The sequence below is a fragment of the Cupriavidus sp. CP313 genome (assembly GCF_054072015.1).
The window spans coordinates 1-16,945 of sequence record NZ_JBSVZB010000054.1 but is presented as its reverse complement, the minus strand read 5'-3'; the positions used below and the strand labels follow the sequence as shown (position 1 = coordinate 16,945).

Annotated in this window: 18 protein-coding genes; 8 read left to right on the top strand and 10 right to left on the bottom strand. The window is 66.1% G+C overall.

The genetic code is table 11. The features are described 5' to 3' along the window. Positions 1-40: 40 nt before the first annotated feature. From ACW4E8_RS38915 to ACW4E8_RS38905, 3 genes are read right to left on the bottom strand one after another with little or no spacing between them, the layout of a single operon-like run. Entirely contained in the window at positions 41-703 is a 663-nt protein-coding gene (locus ACW4E8_RS38915) for a nucleotidyl transferase AbiEii/AbiGii toxin family protein (protein ID WP_456809344.1), read from the bottom strand. Positions 704-707: 4 nt separating this feature from the next. Next, positions 708-1,112 carry a nucleotidyl transferase AbiEii/AbiGii toxin family protein gene (locus ACW4E8_RS38910; RefSeq protein ID WP_456809343.1) on the bottom strand — a complete coding sequence of 135 codons (405 nt, stop codon included), beginning with the start codon at positions 1,110-1,112 and terminating at the stop codon, positions 708-710. Next, positions 1,081-1,500, bottom strand: a complete 420-nt coding sequence (locus ACW4E8_RS38905) for a DUF6088 family protein (RefSeq protein WP_456809342.1) — start codon at positions 1,498-1,500, stop codon at positions 1,081-1,083. Before ACW4E8_RS38905 ends, ACW4E8_RS38910 begins: the two co-directional genes overlap by 32 nt. A 209-nt stretch (positions 1,501-1,709) precedes the next feature. On the opposite strand from ACW4E8_RS38905, the gene ACW4E8_RS38900 reads away from it, so the two are divergent. Continuing rightward, the gene (locus ACW4E8_RS38900) at positions 1,710-2,612 is read left to right on the top strand and encodes a YihY/virulence factor BrkB family protein (RefSeq protein ID WP_456809341.1); all 903 of its coding nucleotides are present in this window, start codon (positions 1,710-1,712) and stop codon (positions 2,610-2,612) included. Between the two features lie 22 nt (positions 2,613-2,634). Here ACW4E8_RS38900 and ACW4E8_RS38895 read toward each other — a convergent pair whose 3' ends face one another. Genes ACW4E8_RS38895 through ACW4E8_RS38880 form a run of 4 tightly spaced genes read right to left on the bottom strand, consistent with a single transcriptional unit; the run spans position 2,635 to position 6,862 of the window. Further along, positions 2,635-3,585 carry a CobW family GTP-binding protein gene (locus ACW4E8_RS38895; protein WP_456809340.1) on the bottom strand — a complete coding sequence of 317 codons (951 nt, stop codon included), beginning with the start codon at positions 3,583-3,585 and terminating at the stop codon, positions 2,635-2,637. Next, a complete protein-coding gene (locus ACW4E8_RS38890) occupies positions 3,582-5,246 on the bottom strand; it encodes an amidohydrolase (RefSeq protein WP_456809339.1) in 1,665 nt (554 codons plus the stop codon). Before ACW4E8_RS38890 ends, ACW4E8_RS38895 begins: the two co-directional genes overlap by 4 nt. A 12-nt stretch (positions 5,247-5,258) precedes the next feature. Continuing rightward, on the bottom strand, positions 5,259-6,641 hold the full coding sequence (locus tag ACW4E8_RS38885) for a sodium:solute symporter family protein (protein WP_456809338.1): 1,383 nt from the start codon (positions 6,639-6,641) through the stop codon (positions 5,259-5,261). 14 nt (positions 6,642-6,655) lie between these two features. Then, positions 6,656-6,862, bottom strand: coding sequence for a DUF3311 domain-containing protein (locus ACW4E8_RS38880; RefSeq protein WP_456809337.1), 207 nt, complete (start codon positions 6,860-6,862; stop codon positions 6,656-6,658). A gap of 162 nt (positions 6,863-7,024) precedes the next feature. On the opposite strand from ACW4E8_RS38880, the gene ACW4E8_RS38875 reads away from it, so the two are divergent. Together ACW4E8_RS38875 and ACW4E8_RS38870 are read left to right on the top strand one after the other, a co-directional pair. Further along, complete coding sequence (locus ACW4E8_RS38875) at positions 7,025-7,960, top strand: LysR family transcriptional regulator (protein ID WP_456809336.1); 936 nt, start codon at positions 7,025-7,027, stop codon at positions 7,958-7,960. Between the two features lie 59 nt (positions 7,961-8,019). Further along, positions 8,020-9,057: a LacI family DNA-binding transcriptional regulator gene (locus tag ACW4E8_RS38870; protein ID WP_456809335.1), complete on the top strand. Its 1,038-nt coding sequence runs from the start codon at positions 8,020-8,022 to the stop codon at positions 9,055-9,057. Here ACW4E8_RS38870 and ACW4E8_RS38865 read toward each other — a convergent pair. The 3 genes from ACW4E8_RS38865 to ACW4E8_RS38855 are packed head-to-tail and all read right to left on the bottom strand — an operon-like array spanning position 9,054 to position 12,581. Beyond that, complete coding sequence (locus ACW4E8_RS38865; RefSeq protein ID WP_456809334.1) at positions 9,054-9,761, bottom strand: TSUP family transporter; 708 nt, start codon at positions 9,759-9,761, stop codon at positions 9,054-9,056. The genes ACW4E8_RS38870 and ACW4E8_RS38865 overlap by 4 nt on opposite strands. 2 nt (positions 9,762-9,763) lie before the next feature. Then, the gene (locus ACW4E8_RS38860; RefSeq protein ID WP_456809333.1) at positions 9,764-11,212 is read right to left on the bottom strand and encodes an amidohydrolase family protein; all 1,449 of its coding nucleotides are present in this window, start codon (positions 11,210-11,212) and stop codon (positions 9,764-9,766) included. 19 nt (positions 11,213-11,231) lie between these two features. Continuing rightward, on the bottom strand, positions 11,232-12,581 hold the full coding sequence (locus tag ACW4E8_RS38855; protein WP_456809332.1) for a uracil-xanthine permease family protein: 1,350 nt from the start codon (positions 12,579-12,581) through the stop codon (positions 11,232-11,234). A 300-nt stretch (positions 12,582-12,881) separates the two neighbouring features. Here ACW4E8_RS38855 and sorA point away from each other — a divergent pair, with 300 nt between their 5' ends. The 5 genes from sorA to ACW4E8_RS38830 all read left to right on the top strand — a co-directional run bounded on the left by sorA (position 12,882) and on the right by ACW4E8_RS38830 (position 16,857). Continuing rightward, entirely contained in the window at positions 12,882-14,153 is a 1,272-nt protein-coding gene (gene sorA, locus ACW4E8_RS38850; RefSeq protein ID WP_456809331.1) for a SorA family sulfite dehydrogenase catalytic subunit, read from the top strand. Positions 14,154-14,163: 10 nt separating this feature from the next. Further along, positions 14,164-14,820 carry a SorB family sulfite dehydrogenase c-type cytochrome subunit gene (gene sorB / locus ACW4E8_RS38845; RefSeq protein ID WP_456809330.1) on the top strand — a complete coding sequence of 219 codons (657 nt, stop codon included), beginning with the start codon at positions 14,164-14,166 and terminating at the stop codon, positions 14,818-14,820. A 100-nt stretch (positions 14,821-14,920) separates the two neighbouring features. After that, the gene (locus ACW4E8_RS38840; RefSeq protein WP_456809329.1) at positions 14,921-15,307 is read left to right on the top strand and encodes an ArsR/SmtB family transcription factor; all 387 of its coding nucleotides are present in this window, start codon (positions 14,921-14,923) and stop codon (positions 15,305-15,307) included. Further along, a complete protein-coding gene (locus ACW4E8_RS38835) occupies positions 15,297-15,782 on the top strand; it encodes an SRPBCC family protein (protein WP_456809328.1) in 486 nt (161 codons plus the stop codon). The genes ACW4E8_RS38840 and ACW4E8_RS38835 overlap by 11 nt, the downstream gene beginning before the upstream one ends. 316 nt (positions 15,783-16,098) lie before the next feature. Beyond that, a complete protein-coding gene (locus ACW4E8_RS38830) occupies positions 16,099-16,857 on the top strand; it encodes a hypothetical protein (RefSeq protein WP_456809327.1) in 759 nt (252 codons plus the stop codon). The last annotated feature ends 88 nt before the right edge of the window (positions 16,858-16,945 follow it).

The window sequence follows — 16,945 nt, the reverse complement described above, 5'->3', positions numbered from 1 at the left end:
TGGAATGTCGGGCAGGGCAACAACGGGCACCGGCCCCTGGTTAGGCGCGGACCACTGGTCGCCGGAGGCAGCCTAGCAAGGACCCCGCCATTGCACGGAATGTGGCGAAGCAGGTCTGGAAGTCTGGCTCTTCAGCGGCGAAGAGAAGCGGCTTAAGGCGCCTGTCGAAATGCTCTCGCAACGTGTAGTCGCCATCGGCCCGTTTCAGCGCGCGATAGAGCACAGTGTACGGATCGTGAGCGAACTCCGGATGCTGGCCGCGAAACGCAAGCCGTTCTTTTTCGACCAACAATGCAAAGATCTGGAGCGCCGCCATCATGGCTTCCGGCTTGCATTCGCCGATACGCCAGACATCGTAGATGTGACGCACCAGCGTTGCATCAAAGGCGCAGCGCTGATGTCCGTCCCACTTCCAGGCGCAGCGCCGCAGCAGCGACAGCACCTTCTCTGCCAGGGTCTCGGCTACAGATATGCAGGACATGGAGAAGCGAAACGGGTGCTTGCGCGGGAGGAATTCGTCGAGCAGGTAGCCCATTTCCAGTTCTTCGGTGCCAAGTTCGAGTGGACGCTGAATCAACTCCAGCTTCAGTTGCGGCCGCAACACACCGGAGAAGTCCTGAAAGCAAGCGCCATATGAAACCATCAGGCAGTAGTAGCGCCGGCTATCGCGCGTGACTGGGTTGGTGACGGTCGGTTGCCTCACGCATTCAGCCAAGGCCAGCAATGCATTCTTGAACCTTCTGGTGAAGATCTCCGAGTCTCGCGCGATCTGACTGTCCCTTGGGCAGCGCATATCCGTCCGGAACGGGTTCGAGCACGACTTTCATATCGATGTCTTCTGACATTCGCTCAATCAGGCCGTGTGCCTTGGAAAGGCACGTGCCGCCAGCGAAGACGAGGCGCGTCGAGACATCTACTTGCGCGGGACGGGGATCTCCCCTGCTGCGGATGCGGTGCCACGCAACGTGCGACAACCGGATATTTGCCAGTGCATGCAGCGCATCGGTGATATGGAGATCTTTCTCGGCAACGGCAGGCTTCAAACGCGAAAGCATGCCGGAATCGGCCGCATCGGAAATATCAGATCTCAACGCGGCTGAAATGGTTCTCATAAGTCACCGAACGAGCCCCCACCGTCACCTGGCGGCTTATGCGCCGGCGGCCAGTATTGGCAACACTTGTCACGGGCACCTGCGTGCTCCGGCCGCTGTTGTACTCAGCCACAAGAAAGCTCGGAAAGAGCTCGATACCCAGCTTCCGGAAGAGCTCTGACGCGATGTCTTCCAGGGTGCCGTTCGCCGAGGGCTTACCCGTGAATTTGTTGATATGGGTCTTGGCGAAGGCGCCTTTGCTGACACGAACCAACTTTCCGGTCTCCACGAGGCGGGACAGCACGCGGCCGACCTGAGCAGAGCTACCCATGCCAGCGAAATCGGAACGCAAGACCACTGCGCCCTTGCGCTGGGTGATGGAGCGACGGATGCGATCCTCAAGTCTCATGAATTAGAGCCTCCCCGGTGACGATTCCAAGCAAAGTGACTCTACCATAGAACCTTCTACAACCCACTGAAAAATAAGTCTTTTTAGTTTCAGAAATTGCTCATTGACGAGCAGTTTTCGCAGACTTTCCAGCACTGCCGAGTGGCGGGGACATCGCCACGGCCTCCACCCGCCGCATAATGTCATCACCACCACCTCCGGTGCCTTCCATGCAGCTTCCCGACACCCGCGTCCGCGACCTGCTCCGCCATCCGGGGCGCTTTGCCTGGCACACGCTCAGGCAGTTTCGCGCCAACCAGGGCCTGCTGCTGGCCGGCGCAGTGGCCTACTACGCGCTGCTGTCGATCGTGCCGCTGCTGATCCTGATGATCATTGCACTGTCGCACGTGATCGGAGCAGACCTGCTGTTGTCTACGCTCGCGCGCTACCTGGAGTGGGTGGTGCCGGGGCAGTCCAGGGCCCTGCTCACCGAGCTTGCCGCCTTCCTGCGCAACCGTGGCACGATCGGCTGGGTGCTGCTGGGCACCATGTTGTTCTTCAGTTCGCTCGCCTTCACCGTGCTGGAGAATGCCATGTCGGTTATCTTCGAGCACCGCGTGGCGATCCGGCGCCGGCATTTCCTGGTCTCGGCGCTACTGCCCTACTGCTACATCGCGGTACTGAGCGTGGGCCTGCTGCTGGTCACGGTGGTATCAGGCGGCCTGCTGGCCATCGGCGAACGGCATGTGGAAGTGCTGGGCCGCGACTGGTCGCTAGGCCGGCTCTCGACCGGCCTGCTCTACCTGCTCGGCTTCATTGGCGAGGTGCTGATGCTGACTTCGATCTACATGGTGATGCCGGTTGGCAGGCTGTCGCTGCGGCATGCGCTGAGCGGCGCGTTGATTGCGGCCGTGCTGTGGGAAGTCTCCCGCCATGTGCTGGCGTGGTACTTCACCACGTTGTCGCAAGTGAGCCGGGTCTATGGCTCGCTGACCACGGCGATCGTGGTGCTGCTGAGCCTGGAGATTGCGGCGACCTTGCTGCTGCTCGGGGCGCAGGTGATTGCGGAGTTCGAGCGTGGCGGCTGGGAAGGAAGGCCAGCGCACGCGGAACCGGAAGAATTCCACACCTGAGCGGCGCCGCTCACGCACCCGCTCAGGCGAGCGCCAGATCGAGGCAGGCGCGGATACGCCTCTCCTCCTCCGCACCGAAGGCGCCGATAAAGACCAGTGCAGACCCCGCCGCATCGCCTTGCGCCATCGGACTCAGCCGCATGCGGCCCGCGACCACATGCATTTCGTGCAGGCGCGGATCGGCTGCCAGCCTGACCATACCCTTCGCGCGCAGCAGGCGCACCGGCAGCGTCTTCAGCGCCTGCCGCAGCCGCATCTTGTCGAAATCGCGGCCGGTCTGGTATGAAATGCTGCGGATGCCGGCGTGTACGGTGCCGACGGCTCGCCGCCAGTGCCCGCCCGCCTGCAGCACGGCATCGCCGTGTGGGTGCGGCAGGGCGGCGTCGACAAAGACCGACAAGGGAACATCGCCCTCGCATGCGGTCAGCACCGCGGCACGCGGCGCGATGCCGTCGACCGTGGCGGCAGCCAATGCCAGCGCGTCCGCATCGGCAAGGTCTGCCTTGGTCAGGACCACCACCGAGGCCCCCGCGATCTGCTGCCGCACCATGTCGCCCACCAGCGGATCGTGCAGACTGTGGCCGACCTCGGTCACGTCCACAGCCACCACCACGGCATTGAGCGCAAAGGCCCGATCCAGCAAGCCGACCTGCGCAATGCGCTGCGGGTCCGAGACGCCGCTGGCCTCGATCACCAGCAAGTCTGGCCGCTGCTCCCGCGCGGCGATGGCTACCAGCGCATCGGCCAGCCGGCCGCCGATCGAGCAGCAGATACAGCCGTTCTCCAGCTGGATCACATCGTCGCTGCGCGTGCGGATCAGCGCGGCATCGATATTGATCTCGCCGAAGTCATTGACCAGCACTGCGATGCGACGCCCCTGCGCGTTGGCCAGCAGGCGGTTCAGCAAGGTGGTCTTGCCGGCGCCAAGGTAGCCGCCGACCACCACCAGCTGGACCGGAGCCCGCGCGTTCATCGGGCCGGCGCCGGGAACAGGCGCCCACCCAGTACCGTGCCCCAGACGCGCACGTCCTTCAGGCATGCGGGAGCCACTGCGGTCGGGTCATCTTCCAGCACGGCGAAGTCCGCCAGCTTGCCAGGCGCGATGCTGCCGATGCGGTGATCGAGCTTCAGCGTGTAGGCCGCACCCATGGTGATGGCATGCAGCGCGTCGGCGACCGGCAAGCGCTCCGCTTCGCCCAGCACGCGGCCGGAAGCCGTCTGGCGCTGCACCGCGCACCACGCCGTGAAAAGCGGGTTCAGCGGCGTGATCGGCGCATCGGAATGGATCGCGAACGGAATGCCCAGCCGGCGCGCAGTGCCCGCCGGGTTCATGCGCGCGGCCCGCGCCGGTCCCACGGTCTGGCCGGCGTGCGCATCGCCCCAGTAGTACAGGTGGTTGGAGAAGAAGTTGATGCACAGGCCCAGCCGCGCCGCGCGCGCCAGCTGTGCCTCGTCCGCCAGCTGGCAGTGCTGCAGCGTATGGCGATGGTCCGCGCACGGATGGCGTGACAGCATGGCTTCAAGCACGTCCAGCACCACCTCGGTCGCCTCATCGCCATTGGTGTGGATATGCAGCGGCAGGCCGGCCAGGTGGAACGGCGTGAAGGCGTCGAGCAGTTGCTCGGGCGGGATCAGCCACAAGCCATTGGCCTGGCCGCCGGCATACCCCGGCGCGCGCAGGCGCGCGGTAAAGCCCTGGATCGAGCCGTCGACGATGAACTTGACCGGGCCGAAGTGCAGCTTGCCGGTGCCGGCCGCCGCGGCTGCCTGCACGCGGGCCGGCCCGCCCTGCGCATTGCGCTGCGGCGCGAACGCCGGGACGATGCGCAGCGGGAAGCCAGGTTCGGCAGTGACCGCCTGCAGCGTCTCCAGCCCCTTGGGCGACAGGTCGTTGACCAGGTCAGTCGCCGTGGTCACGCCCGCCAGTTGCGCCACGCGGCCGAAGCGGCGCACCGCGTCGGCATTCTCGGCCGCCGCCAGCGACAGGCCGCTGCCAAGCACGCGCTGCACCGGGAACATCGCCGCGAATTCCTGCAGCTCGCCGGTGGGCAAGCCCCGCGCGTCCTTGTGCACGCCGTCGATATCGGTGTCCTCGTCGATGCCGGCCTGCGCCAGCATCGCGGAATTGACGTTCATCAGATGCACGCTGGCATGCATCACCACGATGGGCCGCGTGGCCGAGACGCGATCCAGCTCGCGCACCGACAGCCGGCTGGCGCCGAAATAGATCGGGTCGAAGCCCCAGGCCAGCAGCGGCGTATCCGGGTCATGCATCTGGCTAGCCGCGCCCGCCAGGCGATCGATCACCTGCTCCAGCGTGCGCAGGCCGCGCCACAGCTTGCCGTCCGGATCGCGGCGGTCGAAGTAGCCGACGTAGACCGCATCCCACATCGCGCCTTCCATCAGGTGGCAATGGCCTTCGACCAGCCCGGGCATCAGCACCTTGTCGCGGAAGGTGTCGACCTGCACCGCATCCGGCCAGCCGGCGATCTCGGCCGCGCCGCCCACGGCAAGGATCTTGCCGTCGCGCACCGCGACATGGGTCGCCTCGGGCTGGCCGGCTTCCATCGTGAGGATCTTGCGCGCCACGAATACCTGCGTGCGCGCCGTGTCGTCTTGTGTCATGGATTGCATGAGTCCGTTCATTCACGCCGCCTGCACGCGGGCCAGGCGGGGTGCGTAGTTCACCAGCGCGGTCACCAGCAGGTTGACGCCCAGGCTGACCAGCCCGAGGTTGATGCCGCCGAAATCGACCTGCTGCACATACAACGCGATCGCCAGTGCCTGGCCGGTGACGATGCCGAGCGCAATCGCCAGCGGCCGCACCTTCAGCGAGAACAGGATCACCAGCACGCCAGGGAAGAACTGCGTCACGCCGTAGTAGGTGGTGTTGATCAGCGTCAGCATCAGGTTGGGCGTGGCCAGCGTCATGGCGATGGACAGCACCAGGTAGATCACGATCACCACCTTGGCGCCCTGCTTCTGGCGCGCCTCGGGCATGCCCGGCAGCAGGTTGCGCGTGACGATGGGGCCGATCGCCAGGCAGATGCCGGCCAGCACCAGCAGGCCCGACAGCGCGGCGCCGGCGGTCACCAGTCCGAGCAGCCAGTCCGGCAACAACCGCACCGCCGCCGCGAAGAAGGCCTCGTTGGGGGAGGCGAGCTGCAGGTTCTGGCTGATCGCGTAGTACGACGCCAGCACCAGGAACGGATACATCAGCATGTACAGCGGCATCGCCACCTGCGTGCGCCGAATGGTGTTGGCGCTCTTGGCCGTGAAGAAGTTCTGCACCGCGAACGGCATCACGTAGAAGCCCAGCGCCTGGAACAGCATGGTGCTCATCGAGAAGCGCAGCTGGGTGTCGCTCATCTGGTTGCTGACCTGCATGCTGGCGGCATGGAACACGTCGCCCACACCCGCCTTCCAGCCCACCGCAACGCCGGTGGCGACGATCGCCACCACCATCAGGATGTCCTTGAGGATAGCGATATAGGCGGATGCGCGCACGCCCGAGATGGCGATGTAGGCAAAGGCCAGCGCCGCGGAGATCATCACCAGGTACACCGGCTCAAACTCCCAGCCCAGCCCCTTGAGCGCCGCCACCAGCCCGGTGAACTGCAACTGGCCCCAGGGCAGCAGGAACAGGATCGCCGAGCCCGCCACGATCAGCTCCAGCGCGCGGCTGCCGTAGTGGCCCTTGAACAGGTCCGGCAGCGTGATCGCGTTATAGCGCGCGCCGGCCTGCCAGATCTTTGGCCCGAGGAAATAGCCGAGCGGATACGCCAGCAGGATGTAGCCGAGGAACCAGACCCCGTAGGTCGGCCCCTTGGCGTAGATGCCACCGGGAAAGCCCACCATCGTGCCGATGCTGTAGATCTCTCCCGCTGCCAGGAAGAACACCAGGTAGGCGCCGAACTGCCGCGACGCCACGAAGAAATCATGCACGCTCTGCGCGCCGTGGCCCTTCTTTGAGCGGACGGCGAGATAGAGCGAGAAGACGATAAAGCCGAGGAATACCGCTGTAGTCATGGCTGGCTCCCGGTTTAGGCTTCATGCGCCGCGTCGGCGGCGTGGCGGTCGAAAAGCAGCCAGCACGCCAGCATGCAGCCGGAGGTCAGCACGAACCACGCAAAGATCCAGGCGTAGATAAAGGGCACGCCGAGCACGAAGCGCTCGACCGATGCCACCCAGGGCAGCATCCCGATGACGCCGATATACGGCAGGCCTAGGCCGATAAACAGCTTGAGCATGATGTCTCTCCGATTTCCGATTTTCGATGGACGGTGGATGGCGGGCGCCGTGTGTGCTGTCACCGGCCCGCTCTTGTGTTCCGGTCATCATAGGAAGCGCGGAGGTATGATTCAAATGCAAATGTTGAACCGTTCCCATAACCAACGCGCATGGTTTTCCGCATGGACACACAGAAACTTCTGCACCTGCTCGCCGTGGTCGAGCACGGCACGTTCTCCGAAGCGGCCCATGCCATACACCTGACCCAGCCGGCGCTGAGCCGCAGCATCCGCGCGCTGGAAGACGAGCTCAAGGCGCCACTCTTTGACCGCGGCGCGCGGCGCGCGCGCCTGACGGTGTTCGGCGAACTGGTGGCCGACCGCGCGCGCCGCATGCGGCTGGAAGAACGCCAGTTGCGGCGCGACCTGGACCTGCTGCGCGGTGGCGAGGAAGGCTCGCTGACGATTGGGGTGGCGCCCGCGCCGGCGGCGCTGCTGCTGACGCCATTCCTGATCCACATGGCGCAGGCCCACCCGCGCATCAAGGTGCGCACCGAGACCGGCGCCACCAGCGCCCTGCTGGAGGCACTGCGCAACGAGACCATCGACGCCATCGTCGGCGATGCCTATGTGCTGCGCGCAGCCGACGACATCGACGTGGAGCCATTGGGTGAACTACCCGCGGGCCTGGTATGCCGCGCCGGGCATCCGATCCTGCGCAAGCGCCGCATCGATATCGAGACCATCCGCGCCTTCCCGGTGGCAACCACCACGCTCAGCACCGTCATCAGCCGGCAACTGGCTGAGCTATGGGGACCGGGTGCCGCGCCGGACAAGCTCTTCACCCTGCATTGCGACAACCTCGACATGCTGCGCAGCGTGACGCTGGCCAGCGATACGCTGCTGTTCGGCGTGCTCTCGATCACGCGGCAGGAGCGTGCCGCCGGGCTGATGGCCGAAGTGCCGATGCCGCCCGATCCGCGCCGCTGCGGCCGCTATGGCATTGCACGCATGGCGGCGCGCTCGCTGTCGCCAGCGCTGGAGGTGCTCTATCGGTTCACGCGGGAACACTGGAAAGCGCTGTCGTCCGAAGCTAGCGGTGCCAACGCGCGCCGCTGAACCTGCCCCTTGCTGCTCGCTGTTGTATGCTCCGCCCTGAACCATCGCCCGTGTCCCGCATGACCGAATCCACGCCAGACCGCCCTCGCCGCATCACCATCCATGACGTCGCCCGCGCCGCCGGCGTATCGCTGACCACGGTGTCGCACGCGCTGAACGACCGCGGCGTGCTGGATCCGGCCACGCGTGCGCGCGTCAAGCGCGTTGCCGCCGAGCTGGGCTACCGGCCCAGCGTGCGCGCGCAGCGGCTGCAGTCGGGCCGCGCCAACTGCATCGCGCTGTTGTCGTCGATGCCGTTCGCGGTGGCGGGCGGCACGTCGCGGCTCGGGTTCATGATGGAGGTGGCGGCGATTGCCGCCGAGGCAGCAATGGGGCGCGGCCTGGGCGTGGTGCTGGTGCCGCCGCTGGAAGGCGCCGGGGGCCTGCTCGATACGCTGGACATTGACGGCGCGATCGTGATCGAGCCGATCGCGGGCGACCCGCATATCGCGCGCCTGCGTGAGCGCGGCGTCAGCATCGTGTCGATCGGGCGAGAGCCGCTGACCGACACGCCGGTGCCTTGCGTCGACCTGCAATCGGCCGACACCGCCCGGCTGCTGCTGGCGCATTTGCACGGGCACGGGCGCCGGCATATCGGCCTGATGATCGGCGCCGCGCCGCGGCAGTCGTATGTGGAAACCGAACGCGCTTACCGCGAGTTCACGCAGGCAATGGGCTTGCCCTGCCATATCGTCAAGGCAGCCGAAGAACACGGCGAAGCCGCGGGCGCCGACGCCTGCGCGCAATTGCTGGCGCAGATGCCGGCACTCGATGCGCTGTGCGCGCCGGTGGATGCGTTTGCGGTGGGCGCCATGGCCCACCTGCAAGGGCTGGGCAAGCGCGTGCCCGACGATGTGCTGGTGGCGACGCGCTATGACGGCATCCGCGCGCGCAGCGCGCAGCCGCCGATCACCGCGGTCAACCTGCATCTGGAGCGCGTGGCATCGCTGGCGGTGGAGCTGCTGTTCGCACATCTTTCCGGCGACCGCAGCCGCGACGTGATCACCGGGCCCGCGCCTGAGCTAGTGGTACGGGCGTCGTCCACGCCAAACGCCTAACCGCGCAGCAGCACCACCGCACCGGAGACCAGCGCGAACACCAGCACGCCGCTGCGCAGCATGCGCTGGTTGATGCGCTTGTGCACCAGGTGGCTGGCCACCATGCCGACGATCAGCACCGGCAGCAGCCCGATGGCATAGAGCACCTGCTCCATGCCGAGCCGGTCGCTCAACGCCAGCACCACCAGCGAGATCGATTCACCGACCAGGAAGCACAGCGCCACGGTGGCGCGCAGCGTCGCGACCGGCGCATGCTGGTAGGCCAGCGCCAGCGGCGGGCCGCCGACACCGGTTGCGGTCTCGGTCACGCCGGTGATCAGGCCGGTCGAGGCAAAGGTCAGCCGCCCCGGCGTAAAGGCCGGCGCCAGCAATGACACCACCGCTGCGGCAATGGTGCTGCCGCCGACCAGCGCGTTGAGCCATGCCATCGGCATCGCCACCAGCACCCACAGCCCGCCGAAGGTGCCGGCCAGCCGCCCGGCGCTGATCCACCCTGCGCCGCGCAGGTCGATGGCATGGCGCTCGCGCCAGGCCACGTAGGCGTTGAGCGGCAGCATCGCCAGCAGCAGCGCGCCGGGCAGCAGCGCCGGCGCGGCCAGCGCCAGCACCGGCACCACGATCAGCGCGAAGCCCATGCCGGTCGCGCCCTGGACCAGCGCGCCGGTAAAGACCGCCACGCCGACGCTGAACAACGTCATGTCCATGGTCAAGATGCCTCCGTGCCAGCTTGGCGCGCGCGGTGCACGTCCGCGGCGTCATGCAGCTTGCGGATCGGGGCGTTGGCGATGGTGTCCTCGGCCATGGCGTGGATCGCCCGCATCAGCGCGCGTGCGTCCCAGTCCGTGGGCCAGCCCTGCCACAGGCGCAGGCTGCCATCGACAAAGACCGCGCGGATCTGGTCGCGGTTGGCCAGGCGCACCAGTTCCCAGGTCAGGTCCCAGGACGGTGTCAGCTCCGGTACGTCCAGGTCGACCAGCAGGAAGTCGGCGCGCTTGCCCGCGGCGATCTCGCCGGTGAGCGCACCGAGGCCCGCCACATCGGCCGCGTCGTGCGTGGCCATGTCGACCCAGCGCCAGCCCGCGCCGCAGGAAGAATCGCCCACGCCGATGCCGAAGGCGAAGCGCTGGGCGGCCTCGGCATAGTCCAGCAGGCGGAAGCCGTCGCTGCGGGTGCCGTCGGTGCCCAGGCCCAGGCGTACGCCGAAGGTAGCCATGGTCTCGGCCGGTGCCACGGCGTTGCCCTTCCAGGCGCTGGCCACGGGGTTGTAGGCCACCGCGGTGCCGGTGTCGGCCAGCAAGCGGATCTCATGCGGCGTCACCAGCGTGGCATGCGCCAGCAGCGCCGCCGGGCCCAGTGCGCCGACTGCCGCGAGATGTTCGATCGGACGGCGCCCGCAGGCGTTGAGCGAGCGCTCCACCGCCACCAGGTGCTCGTTGGCGTGCGTCTGGAAGATACGGCCGGACTCGGCGCACAACTGGTAGACGTGGTGCAGCATCGCGTCAGAGGCCACCTCGGGAATCGAGATCGCCAGCGACGGGGCCACCAGCGGATCGCTGGCGTACTTGTCCAGGTGCGCGGCGGCACGGCGCAGGATCGGCGCGGCGTCGAGCGTTTCGGCGCCGGGCTTGTCGTTGCAGATCAGGCCCAGCACGCAGCGCACGCCGGCATCGGTGACCGCGCGCGCGACCGCGTCCAGCCCGGCGTCGCTGCGCGTGCCGGCATCGACCACGGTGGTGAAGCCGCCGCGCAGCGCTTCCAGCGCCGCCAGCTTGGACGACAGGTACAGGTGCTCCGCCTTCAGGCTGCCCTCCAGCGGCACCCACACACGGCGGAAGATCTCCGACGGCTCGCCGAACACCAGCGACTTGCCGAACGACTGCGTCAGGTGGTGGTGCGTGTCGATCATGCCGGGCATCAGCAGCATGCGCGGCAGCGGCAGGGTTTCCAGCTCGGGGAAGCGCGCAGCGACTTCCTCGGCCGTGCCCACTGCAGTGAAGCGGCCACCTTCCACCACCACCGCGTGGCCGCGTACCGCCCCCTGGCGCAGCAGGGTCCATTCCGGCAGCAGGATGCGCGGCTGCCTGAAACTGTCCGGCACCAGGGCCGGGTTGGTATCGCCGGGCCAGGCCGGCGTCGAGTCAGAACGATAAGTCATTGCAATTCAGGAAGCCGGGTCAATGCGTGGCGGCGGCATCGTCGCGGGCGACGGCGCCCGCTGCCGCGGCCCGCAGGCCCGTATGGAAAAACAGGAAGTTGAGCAGCGCCGCGGTAATGGCACCCATGGCCACGCCATTGCCCACCAGGATGCGCACGTTGGCCGGCAAGCCGCCATAGATGCCGGGCACCAGGATCGGCAGCAGGCCCACGGCCAGCGCCACGGCCACCACGTACATATTGGCGTGGTCGCGCAGGTCCACCTTGCGCAGCATGTCGATGCCCATGGTGCCGACGATGCAGAACACCACCAGCCCGGTGCCGCCGACCACGGCCTCGGGGATCGCGCTGATCAGCGACGACACCGGCACCAGCAGCCCGAACGCCACCAGGATCGCGCCCGACATCGCCGTGACGAAGCGCGAGCGCACACCGGTGGCACGCACGATGCCGATGTTCTCGCCGCTGGTGATGATCAGCGAGGTGCCGAACATCCCGCCCAGCAGCGAAGTCAGCGCATCGGCGCGGATGGTGCGCGGCACGTCGCGCTGCTGGTCAACCGGCCGGCCCACGGCATCGCTGATCGCCAGCGTCTGGCCGGTGGCCTCCACCATCGAGATCACGGCGAACACCATCAGCGGGATCGCGGCCACCACATCGAAATGCGGCCACCCGAACGGGAACGGCGTGGGCAACGCGAACACCGGCGACATCGACACCTGGCCAAGCTGAAACGCGCCGGCCAGCCCGGCCACCAGCGCACCGCCCAGCAGTCCGAGCAGGATCGCCAGCTGCGCCAGCATGCCCGACAGCAGGCGCGATGCCGCCACGGTGCAGGCAATGGTGGCGAACGCCAGCAGCAGGTTGAGCGGGTCCACCGTGCTGCCCGCGGCCGGGTGGCCGGCAACCAGCTTGCCGGATACCTGCGCCAGGTTGATCGCCACCAGCAGCAGCATCGTCCCCACCACCACCGGCGGGAAATAGCGCAGGCAGCGCCGGAACACCGGCAGCACGCAGAAGTAGAAGACGCCGGTCAGGATCACCGCGCCGGCAGCGGTCTGCACGTCAGTCTGCTGCGCGATCAGGATAAACAGCACGATCGGGGCGCCGCCGGGCAGCATCACAAACGGCAGCCGGGCACCGATGCCCCGCTTGCCAAGCGACTGCAACAGCGTGCCAAGGCCGCAGATAACAAAGGTGGCACTCAGCAGCTGCACCGCCAGCGCTGGCGGGAAGTTCAGCGCCTTGCTCATCAGGAAGACGGACGCGATCGGCGACGCGGCCATGACCAGTACGTGTTGAAGCCCGAAGACAAACAGGCGCCGCCATGGCAGCCGTTCATCCACCGGCGCGGGTGCGGGGTGGGACATGCTTTGCTCCTCGTTTGGTGTGTGGGCGTTGTGCCGGTGGCTCGCAAGCCACTTGCTGCGTCTGTGCGCAATTCGCCTCGGATATTATCGATTTCCGCTAACAAAAACGTTTTTGTAAGTGTAGGGAAATGGAATTCGCGATGCAAGCGGTTTCTCGGCGGAGCGCCTGTGGTCTTCCCCTATATCGATCAAATCGATAAGTGCTAGCAGCAAAACACGTTTCACAAGTTGATGCCGCGGCCTCAAAGTACCCGCCATAGCGCCTTGCGCGACACAACACGCCCCTGAAGGAGACGCCCCATGCGAGACAAGAACAGTCCGGCGGAATCTGCCGACCCCGCCCAGCCGCTGCCGGCCCGGCGCCGCATCGTCCAGGGCGCGGGTCTGCTCGCCCTCAGCGCCTCCCCGCTCGGCGCACTGGCCGCCCAGGCCGCGCGCATCAGCGATGGCGTCACCCTGGCCGACGGGCCCCGCCCGCTGGTGCGCTATCCGGGCAAGCGCCCGCTGGTGCGCGTCAGCACCCGGCCGCCGCACCTTGAGACGCCCTTCTCCGCGTTCAACGAGGGGCCGATCACCGCCAACGACGCCTTCTTCGTGCGCTACCACCTGGCCAACATTCCGCTGTCGGTAGACCTTGCCACCTTCCGCCTGACGGTCGGCGGCCACGTCAACAAGCCGCTGAAGCTGTCGCTCGATGAACTGAAGCGGCTGGCGGATCCGGTGGGCATCGTCGCCGTGAACCAGTGTTCAGGCAACAGCCGCGGTTTCTCAGAGCCACGTGTGTTCGGCGCGCAACTGGCCAACGGCGCGATGGGCAATGCACGCTGGACCGGCGTGCCGCTGCGCAAGGTGCTGGAGCACGCGGGCGTCAAGGCCGGCGCCAAGGTGGTCACGTTCAACGGGCTGGATACGCCGGTATTGCCGAGCACGCCGGACTTCCGCAAGTCGCTCGATATCGCCCATGCGATGAACGGCGAGCCGATGCTGGCCTGGGGCATGAACGGCGAAGACCTGCCGCTGCTCAACGGCTATCCGATCAAGCTGGTGGTGCCGGGTTACTTCGGCACCTACTGGATCAAGCACCTGTCCGAGATCGAGGTGCTGGACCACCCGTTCGAAGGCCATGACGCGTTCTTCATGACCAAGGGCTATCGCGTACCGGATAACGACTGCCAATGCGTGGCGCCGGGCACCCCCGCCAGCAAGACGCGACCGATCTCGACGCTGGCGGTGCGCAGCTTCATCACCAGCGTGGGCGCCGGCGGCGTGCTGCCAGCGGGGCGCACGGTCGAACTGAAAGGCATCGCCTTCGACGGCGGCTCCGGCATCCGTACCGTGGAGGTATCGGTCGACGGCGGGCAAAGCTGGCAGGCCGCCACGCTGGGCCAGGACCTGGGCCGCTTCTCGTTCCGCCCCTGGCAACTGCCGGTGAAGTTCGCGCGCAAGGGCCCAGCGGTCTTGATGGTGCGCGCCACCAGCGTCCAGGGCGAGGTGCAGCCTGCCAAGGCCAACTGGAACCCGGCCGGCTATCGCCGCAACGTCATTGAATCCACGCCGGTCACCATTGCCTGAGGAGCGCGCCATGCATCGATCCATCACCCCCATGCTGCTCGCGCTCGCCCTGCTGGGCGCGGGCAGCGCGTCCGCGGCACCCCAGGACATCAAGCTGCCGGCGGAGAACGTCAAGCTCAAACCCGCGAAACTGCCCGGCTACGGCATCGCCATGCAGAAATGCGCGATCTGCCATTCGGCCGACTACGTCGCCTACCAGCCGCCCGGCCTGAGCCTGACGCAGTGGACCGCCGAGATGAAGAAAATGCAGCAGGCCTATGGTGCGCCGATCGACGATGGCGAGGTCGAGCAGCTCGGCGCCTATCTCGCGGTGGCCTACGGCTCCGCCAAGATCAAGGATCCGGAGATCGTGGCAATCGCGCAGAAGGCGGGCAAGCCCGCCGCATCCGCAGCCGCATCAACGCCCGCTGCCGCCACGGTAGACGTGCAGGGCCTGCTGGCCAAGAACGCCTGCCTGAGCTGCCACAGCGTGACGCAGAAGGTGGTCGGGCCGGCTTATCACGAAGTCGCCACCCGCTATAAGGGCGATGCGCAGGCACAGGCCAAGCTGGAAGCCAGCATCCGCGGCGGCAGCAGCGGCAAATGGGGTTCGGTGCCGATGCCGCCGTTTGCCGGATTGAAGGCGGACGAAGTCAAGGCGCTGGCGGCATACGTCCGGCAGCAATAGCCTCCGCCCCGCTTCCCCAATCGCAAGGCGCCCCGGCTGATCCCGGGGCGCCTTGCATTTTGCGCTTGCAGTTTCCCATTGCCTCCCTATACTTAGCCACATGACTAACCATTGTGCCGAGTTTGCTGACGTGTCCCAGGCTGTCGATATTTCCCCGCTTTCCGACGTGTTCTACGCGCTGGCGGACCCGACTCGCCGCGCCATCGTCAGCGTGCTCGGCCGCGGGCCGGAAACGGTCTCGGCGCTGGCGGCACCGTTCACGATGGCACTGCCCTCGTTCCTGAAGCACCTGCAGGTGCTGGAGCGCAGCGGCCTGATCCGCTCGCGCAAGACGGGGCGCGTGCGCACTTGCGAACTGGTACCGCAACCGCTGTCAGACGCGCAGCAATGGCTGGCCGACCAGCGCGCCATGTGGGAGGCCCGTACCGACCGCCTGGCCGCCTTTGTCGAAGCCCTTCATCAGGAGGAACAGTCAGATGCCGAATGAAAACGCCACCAGCCCTGAAAGCCAGGACCTGGTCATCTCGCGCCTGCTCAAGGCCCCGCGTGCCAAGGTCTGGCGTGCATGGAGCGATCCCAAGCTGCTCAAGGAATGGTGGTGCCCTAAACCCTGGACCACCGAGGTCCTGGCCTTCGACATGCGCCCCGGCGGTGCCTTCCATACGCTCATGAAAGGCCCGGACGGCGGCGTCAGCGACAACCCGGGATGCTTCCTGGAGATCGTGCCGATGGAGAAGATCGTCTCCACCTCGGCCCTGGTGGCCGGGTATCGGCCCAACAAGCCGTGGCTGTCGATGACCGCGGTCATCACCATGGCTGACGAGGGTGACGGCACCCGCTACATTGCGCGCGTGATGCATCCGGATGAGGCCACGCGCAAGCAGCATGAGGAGCTGGGGTTTTATGAAGGCTGGGGCATCTGCATTACGCAGCTGGATGAGTTTGCGCAGCAGTTGAGGTAAGGCTGCGGCAACTGAATGGCGCCGGCACCGGGTACCGTGCCGGCGCCATTTCTTTGGGCACTAACTCTTCCTACTTGACGACACGGACGAACTAGCAACATAACGCCCTATAAATCATGACTACATGAAATTGATATAGGAAATCCCTTAATCTTTATTGGAATTTTCATTCCATTGAGAACAACTGCGATTTCTGACTAAACCACCTTCCTTCCTCAACGAATAACGGTTACCGTGCGCGGCGAACAATGCTGCTGCGGGTGATGTGCTGGCTCCGTGGCAGCCTGCCCAGCCAATATCACCTGCGAGCAACGCCATGGCCGAAGCGAGCCCCGTTCTCTACCAGAGCATCGTCGACAACAACGGCGACCTATATTGTTCTGCGACCCTGACCCCGACTGAGGACCAACGCGAGAAGATCGTTCTTGCCAAACCTTACGTCATCCCCGTCGTCTTTCTGCCCGGCATCATGGGAACCAACCTCCGGAAAAGGGAGGGAAAGAGCATTGTCTGGCGTCCGCCCAACGCAGACCTGCGCGGCGCAGCAGACCTGATCGCCCAGTTGTTCAGCTATTTGTTCAAGAATACGAAGGATCGCGCCAGTGATCTGGCAACGGAAACGGTCGAAGTCGATCCCAGCGGGCCAATTAATCCTGGCCAGAGCGGTCTACCGATGAATGTATTGGTGGCGCGCGGCTGGGGCACGTTGATGCGCTCGTCCTACCACCCGTTCCTGGGTCAACTCCAGCACTTGCTGAACTCCTTGGCCGAGTATGACTTCGAGCGTAACGAGGCCAACTTGAAGAACTGGGCAGCGGAGTTCGGACAGGATGCCCCAACCGACTGGGGAGCATCGAGTGGTGAGGCACTGACCCGGGAGGAGATCCTCCATGCAGCCAACTACCAGTTCGACGTTTGGGCGGGCGGATACAACTGGCTGCAAAGCAATCGCGAGTCCGGGGCAGCGATTCGGGACCTGATCGAAAACACCATCCTCCCCTACTACAACGAAGGCCAGACTGTTGTTGCCGAGGACACACCGGACGGCGAAGGCAGCAATCAGTGCAGCATATGAACCGCCCCGGGAATCGTGGAGGCTGGTTGGTTTAAGTTAATAGCAGTTCAGCGGCAGGGATTTGAAGCTGCCGATAGTAGTTTGCCTC

What these genes read in the sequence shown, in the direction of transcription:
- ACW4E8_RS38910 (WP_456809343.1), bottom strand. Translation starts at nt 1,112, where the DNA reads ATGAGAACCATTTCAGCCGCGTTGAGATCTGATATTTCCGATGCGGCC.
- ACW4E8_RS38905 (WP_456809342.1), bottom strand. Translation starts at nt 1,500, where the DNA reads ATGAGACTTGAGGATCGCATCCGTCGCTCCATCACCCAGCGCAAGGGC.
- ACW4E8_RS38900 (WP_456809341.1), top strand. Translation starts at nt 1,710, where the DNA reads ATGCAGCTTCCCGACACCCGCGTCCGCGACCTGCTCCGCCATCCGGGG.
- ACW4E8_RS38895 (WP_456809340.1), bottom strand. Translation starts at nt 3,585, where the DNA reads ATGAACGCGCGGGCTCCGGTCCAGCTGGTGGTGGTCGGCGGCTACCTT.
- ACW4E8_RS38890 (WP_456809339.1), bottom strand. Translation starts at nt 5,246, where the DNA reads ATGCAATCCATGACACAAGACGACACGGCGCGCACGCAGGTATTCGTG.
- ACW4E8_RS38885 (WP_456809338.1), bottom strand. Translation starts at nt 6,641, where the DNA reads ATGACTACAGCGGTATTCCTCGGCTTTATCGTCTTCTCGCTCTATCTC.
- ACW4E8_RS38880 (WP_456809337.1), bottom strand. Translation starts at nt 6,862, where the DNA reads ATGCTCAAGCTGTTTATCGGCCTAGGCCTGCCGTATATCGGCGTCATC.
- ACW4E8_RS38875 (WP_456809336.1), top strand. Translation starts at nt 7,025, where the DNA reads ATGGACACACAGAAACTTCTGCACCTGCTCGCCGTGGTCGAGCACGGC.
- ACW4E8_RS38870 (WP_456809335.1), top strand. Translation starts at nt 8,020, where the DNA reads ATGACCGAATCCACGCCAGACCGCCCTCGCCGCATCACCATCCATGAC.
- ACW4E8_RS38865 (WP_456809334.1), bottom strand. Translation starts at nt 9,761, where the DNA reads ATGGACATGACGTTGTTCAGCGTCGGCGTGGCGGTCTTTACCGGCGCG.
- ACW4E8_RS38860 (WP_456809333.1), bottom strand. Translation starts at nt 11,212, where the DNA reads ATGACTTATCGTTCTGACTCGACGCCGGCCTGGCCCGGCGATACCAAC.
- ACW4E8_RS38855 (WP_456809332.1), bottom strand. Translation starts at nt 12,581, where the DNA reads ATGTCCCACCCCGCACCCGCGCCGGTGGATGAACGGCTGCCATGGCGG.
- sorA (WP_456809331.1), top strand. Translation starts at nt 12,882, where the DNA reads ATGCGAGACAAGAACAGTCCGGCGGAATCTGCCGACCCCGCCCAGCCG.
- sorB (WP_456809330.1), top strand. Translation starts at nt 14,164, where the DNA reads ATGCATCGATCCATCACCCCCATGCTGCTCGCGCTCGCCCTGCTGGGC.
- ACW4E8_RS38840 (WP_456809329.1), top strand. Translation starts at nt 14,921, where the DNA reads ATGACTAACCATTGTGCCGAGTTTGCTGACGTGTCCCAGGCTGTCGAT.
- ACW4E8_RS38835 (WP_456809328.1), top strand. Translation starts at nt 15,297, where the DNA reads ATGCCGAATGAAAACGCCACCAGCCCTGAAAGCCAGGACCTGGTCATC.
- ACW4E8_RS38830 (WP_456809327.1), top strand. Translation starts at nt 16,099, where the DNA reads ATGGCCGAAGCGAGCCCCGTTCTCTACCAGAGCATCGTCGACAACAAC.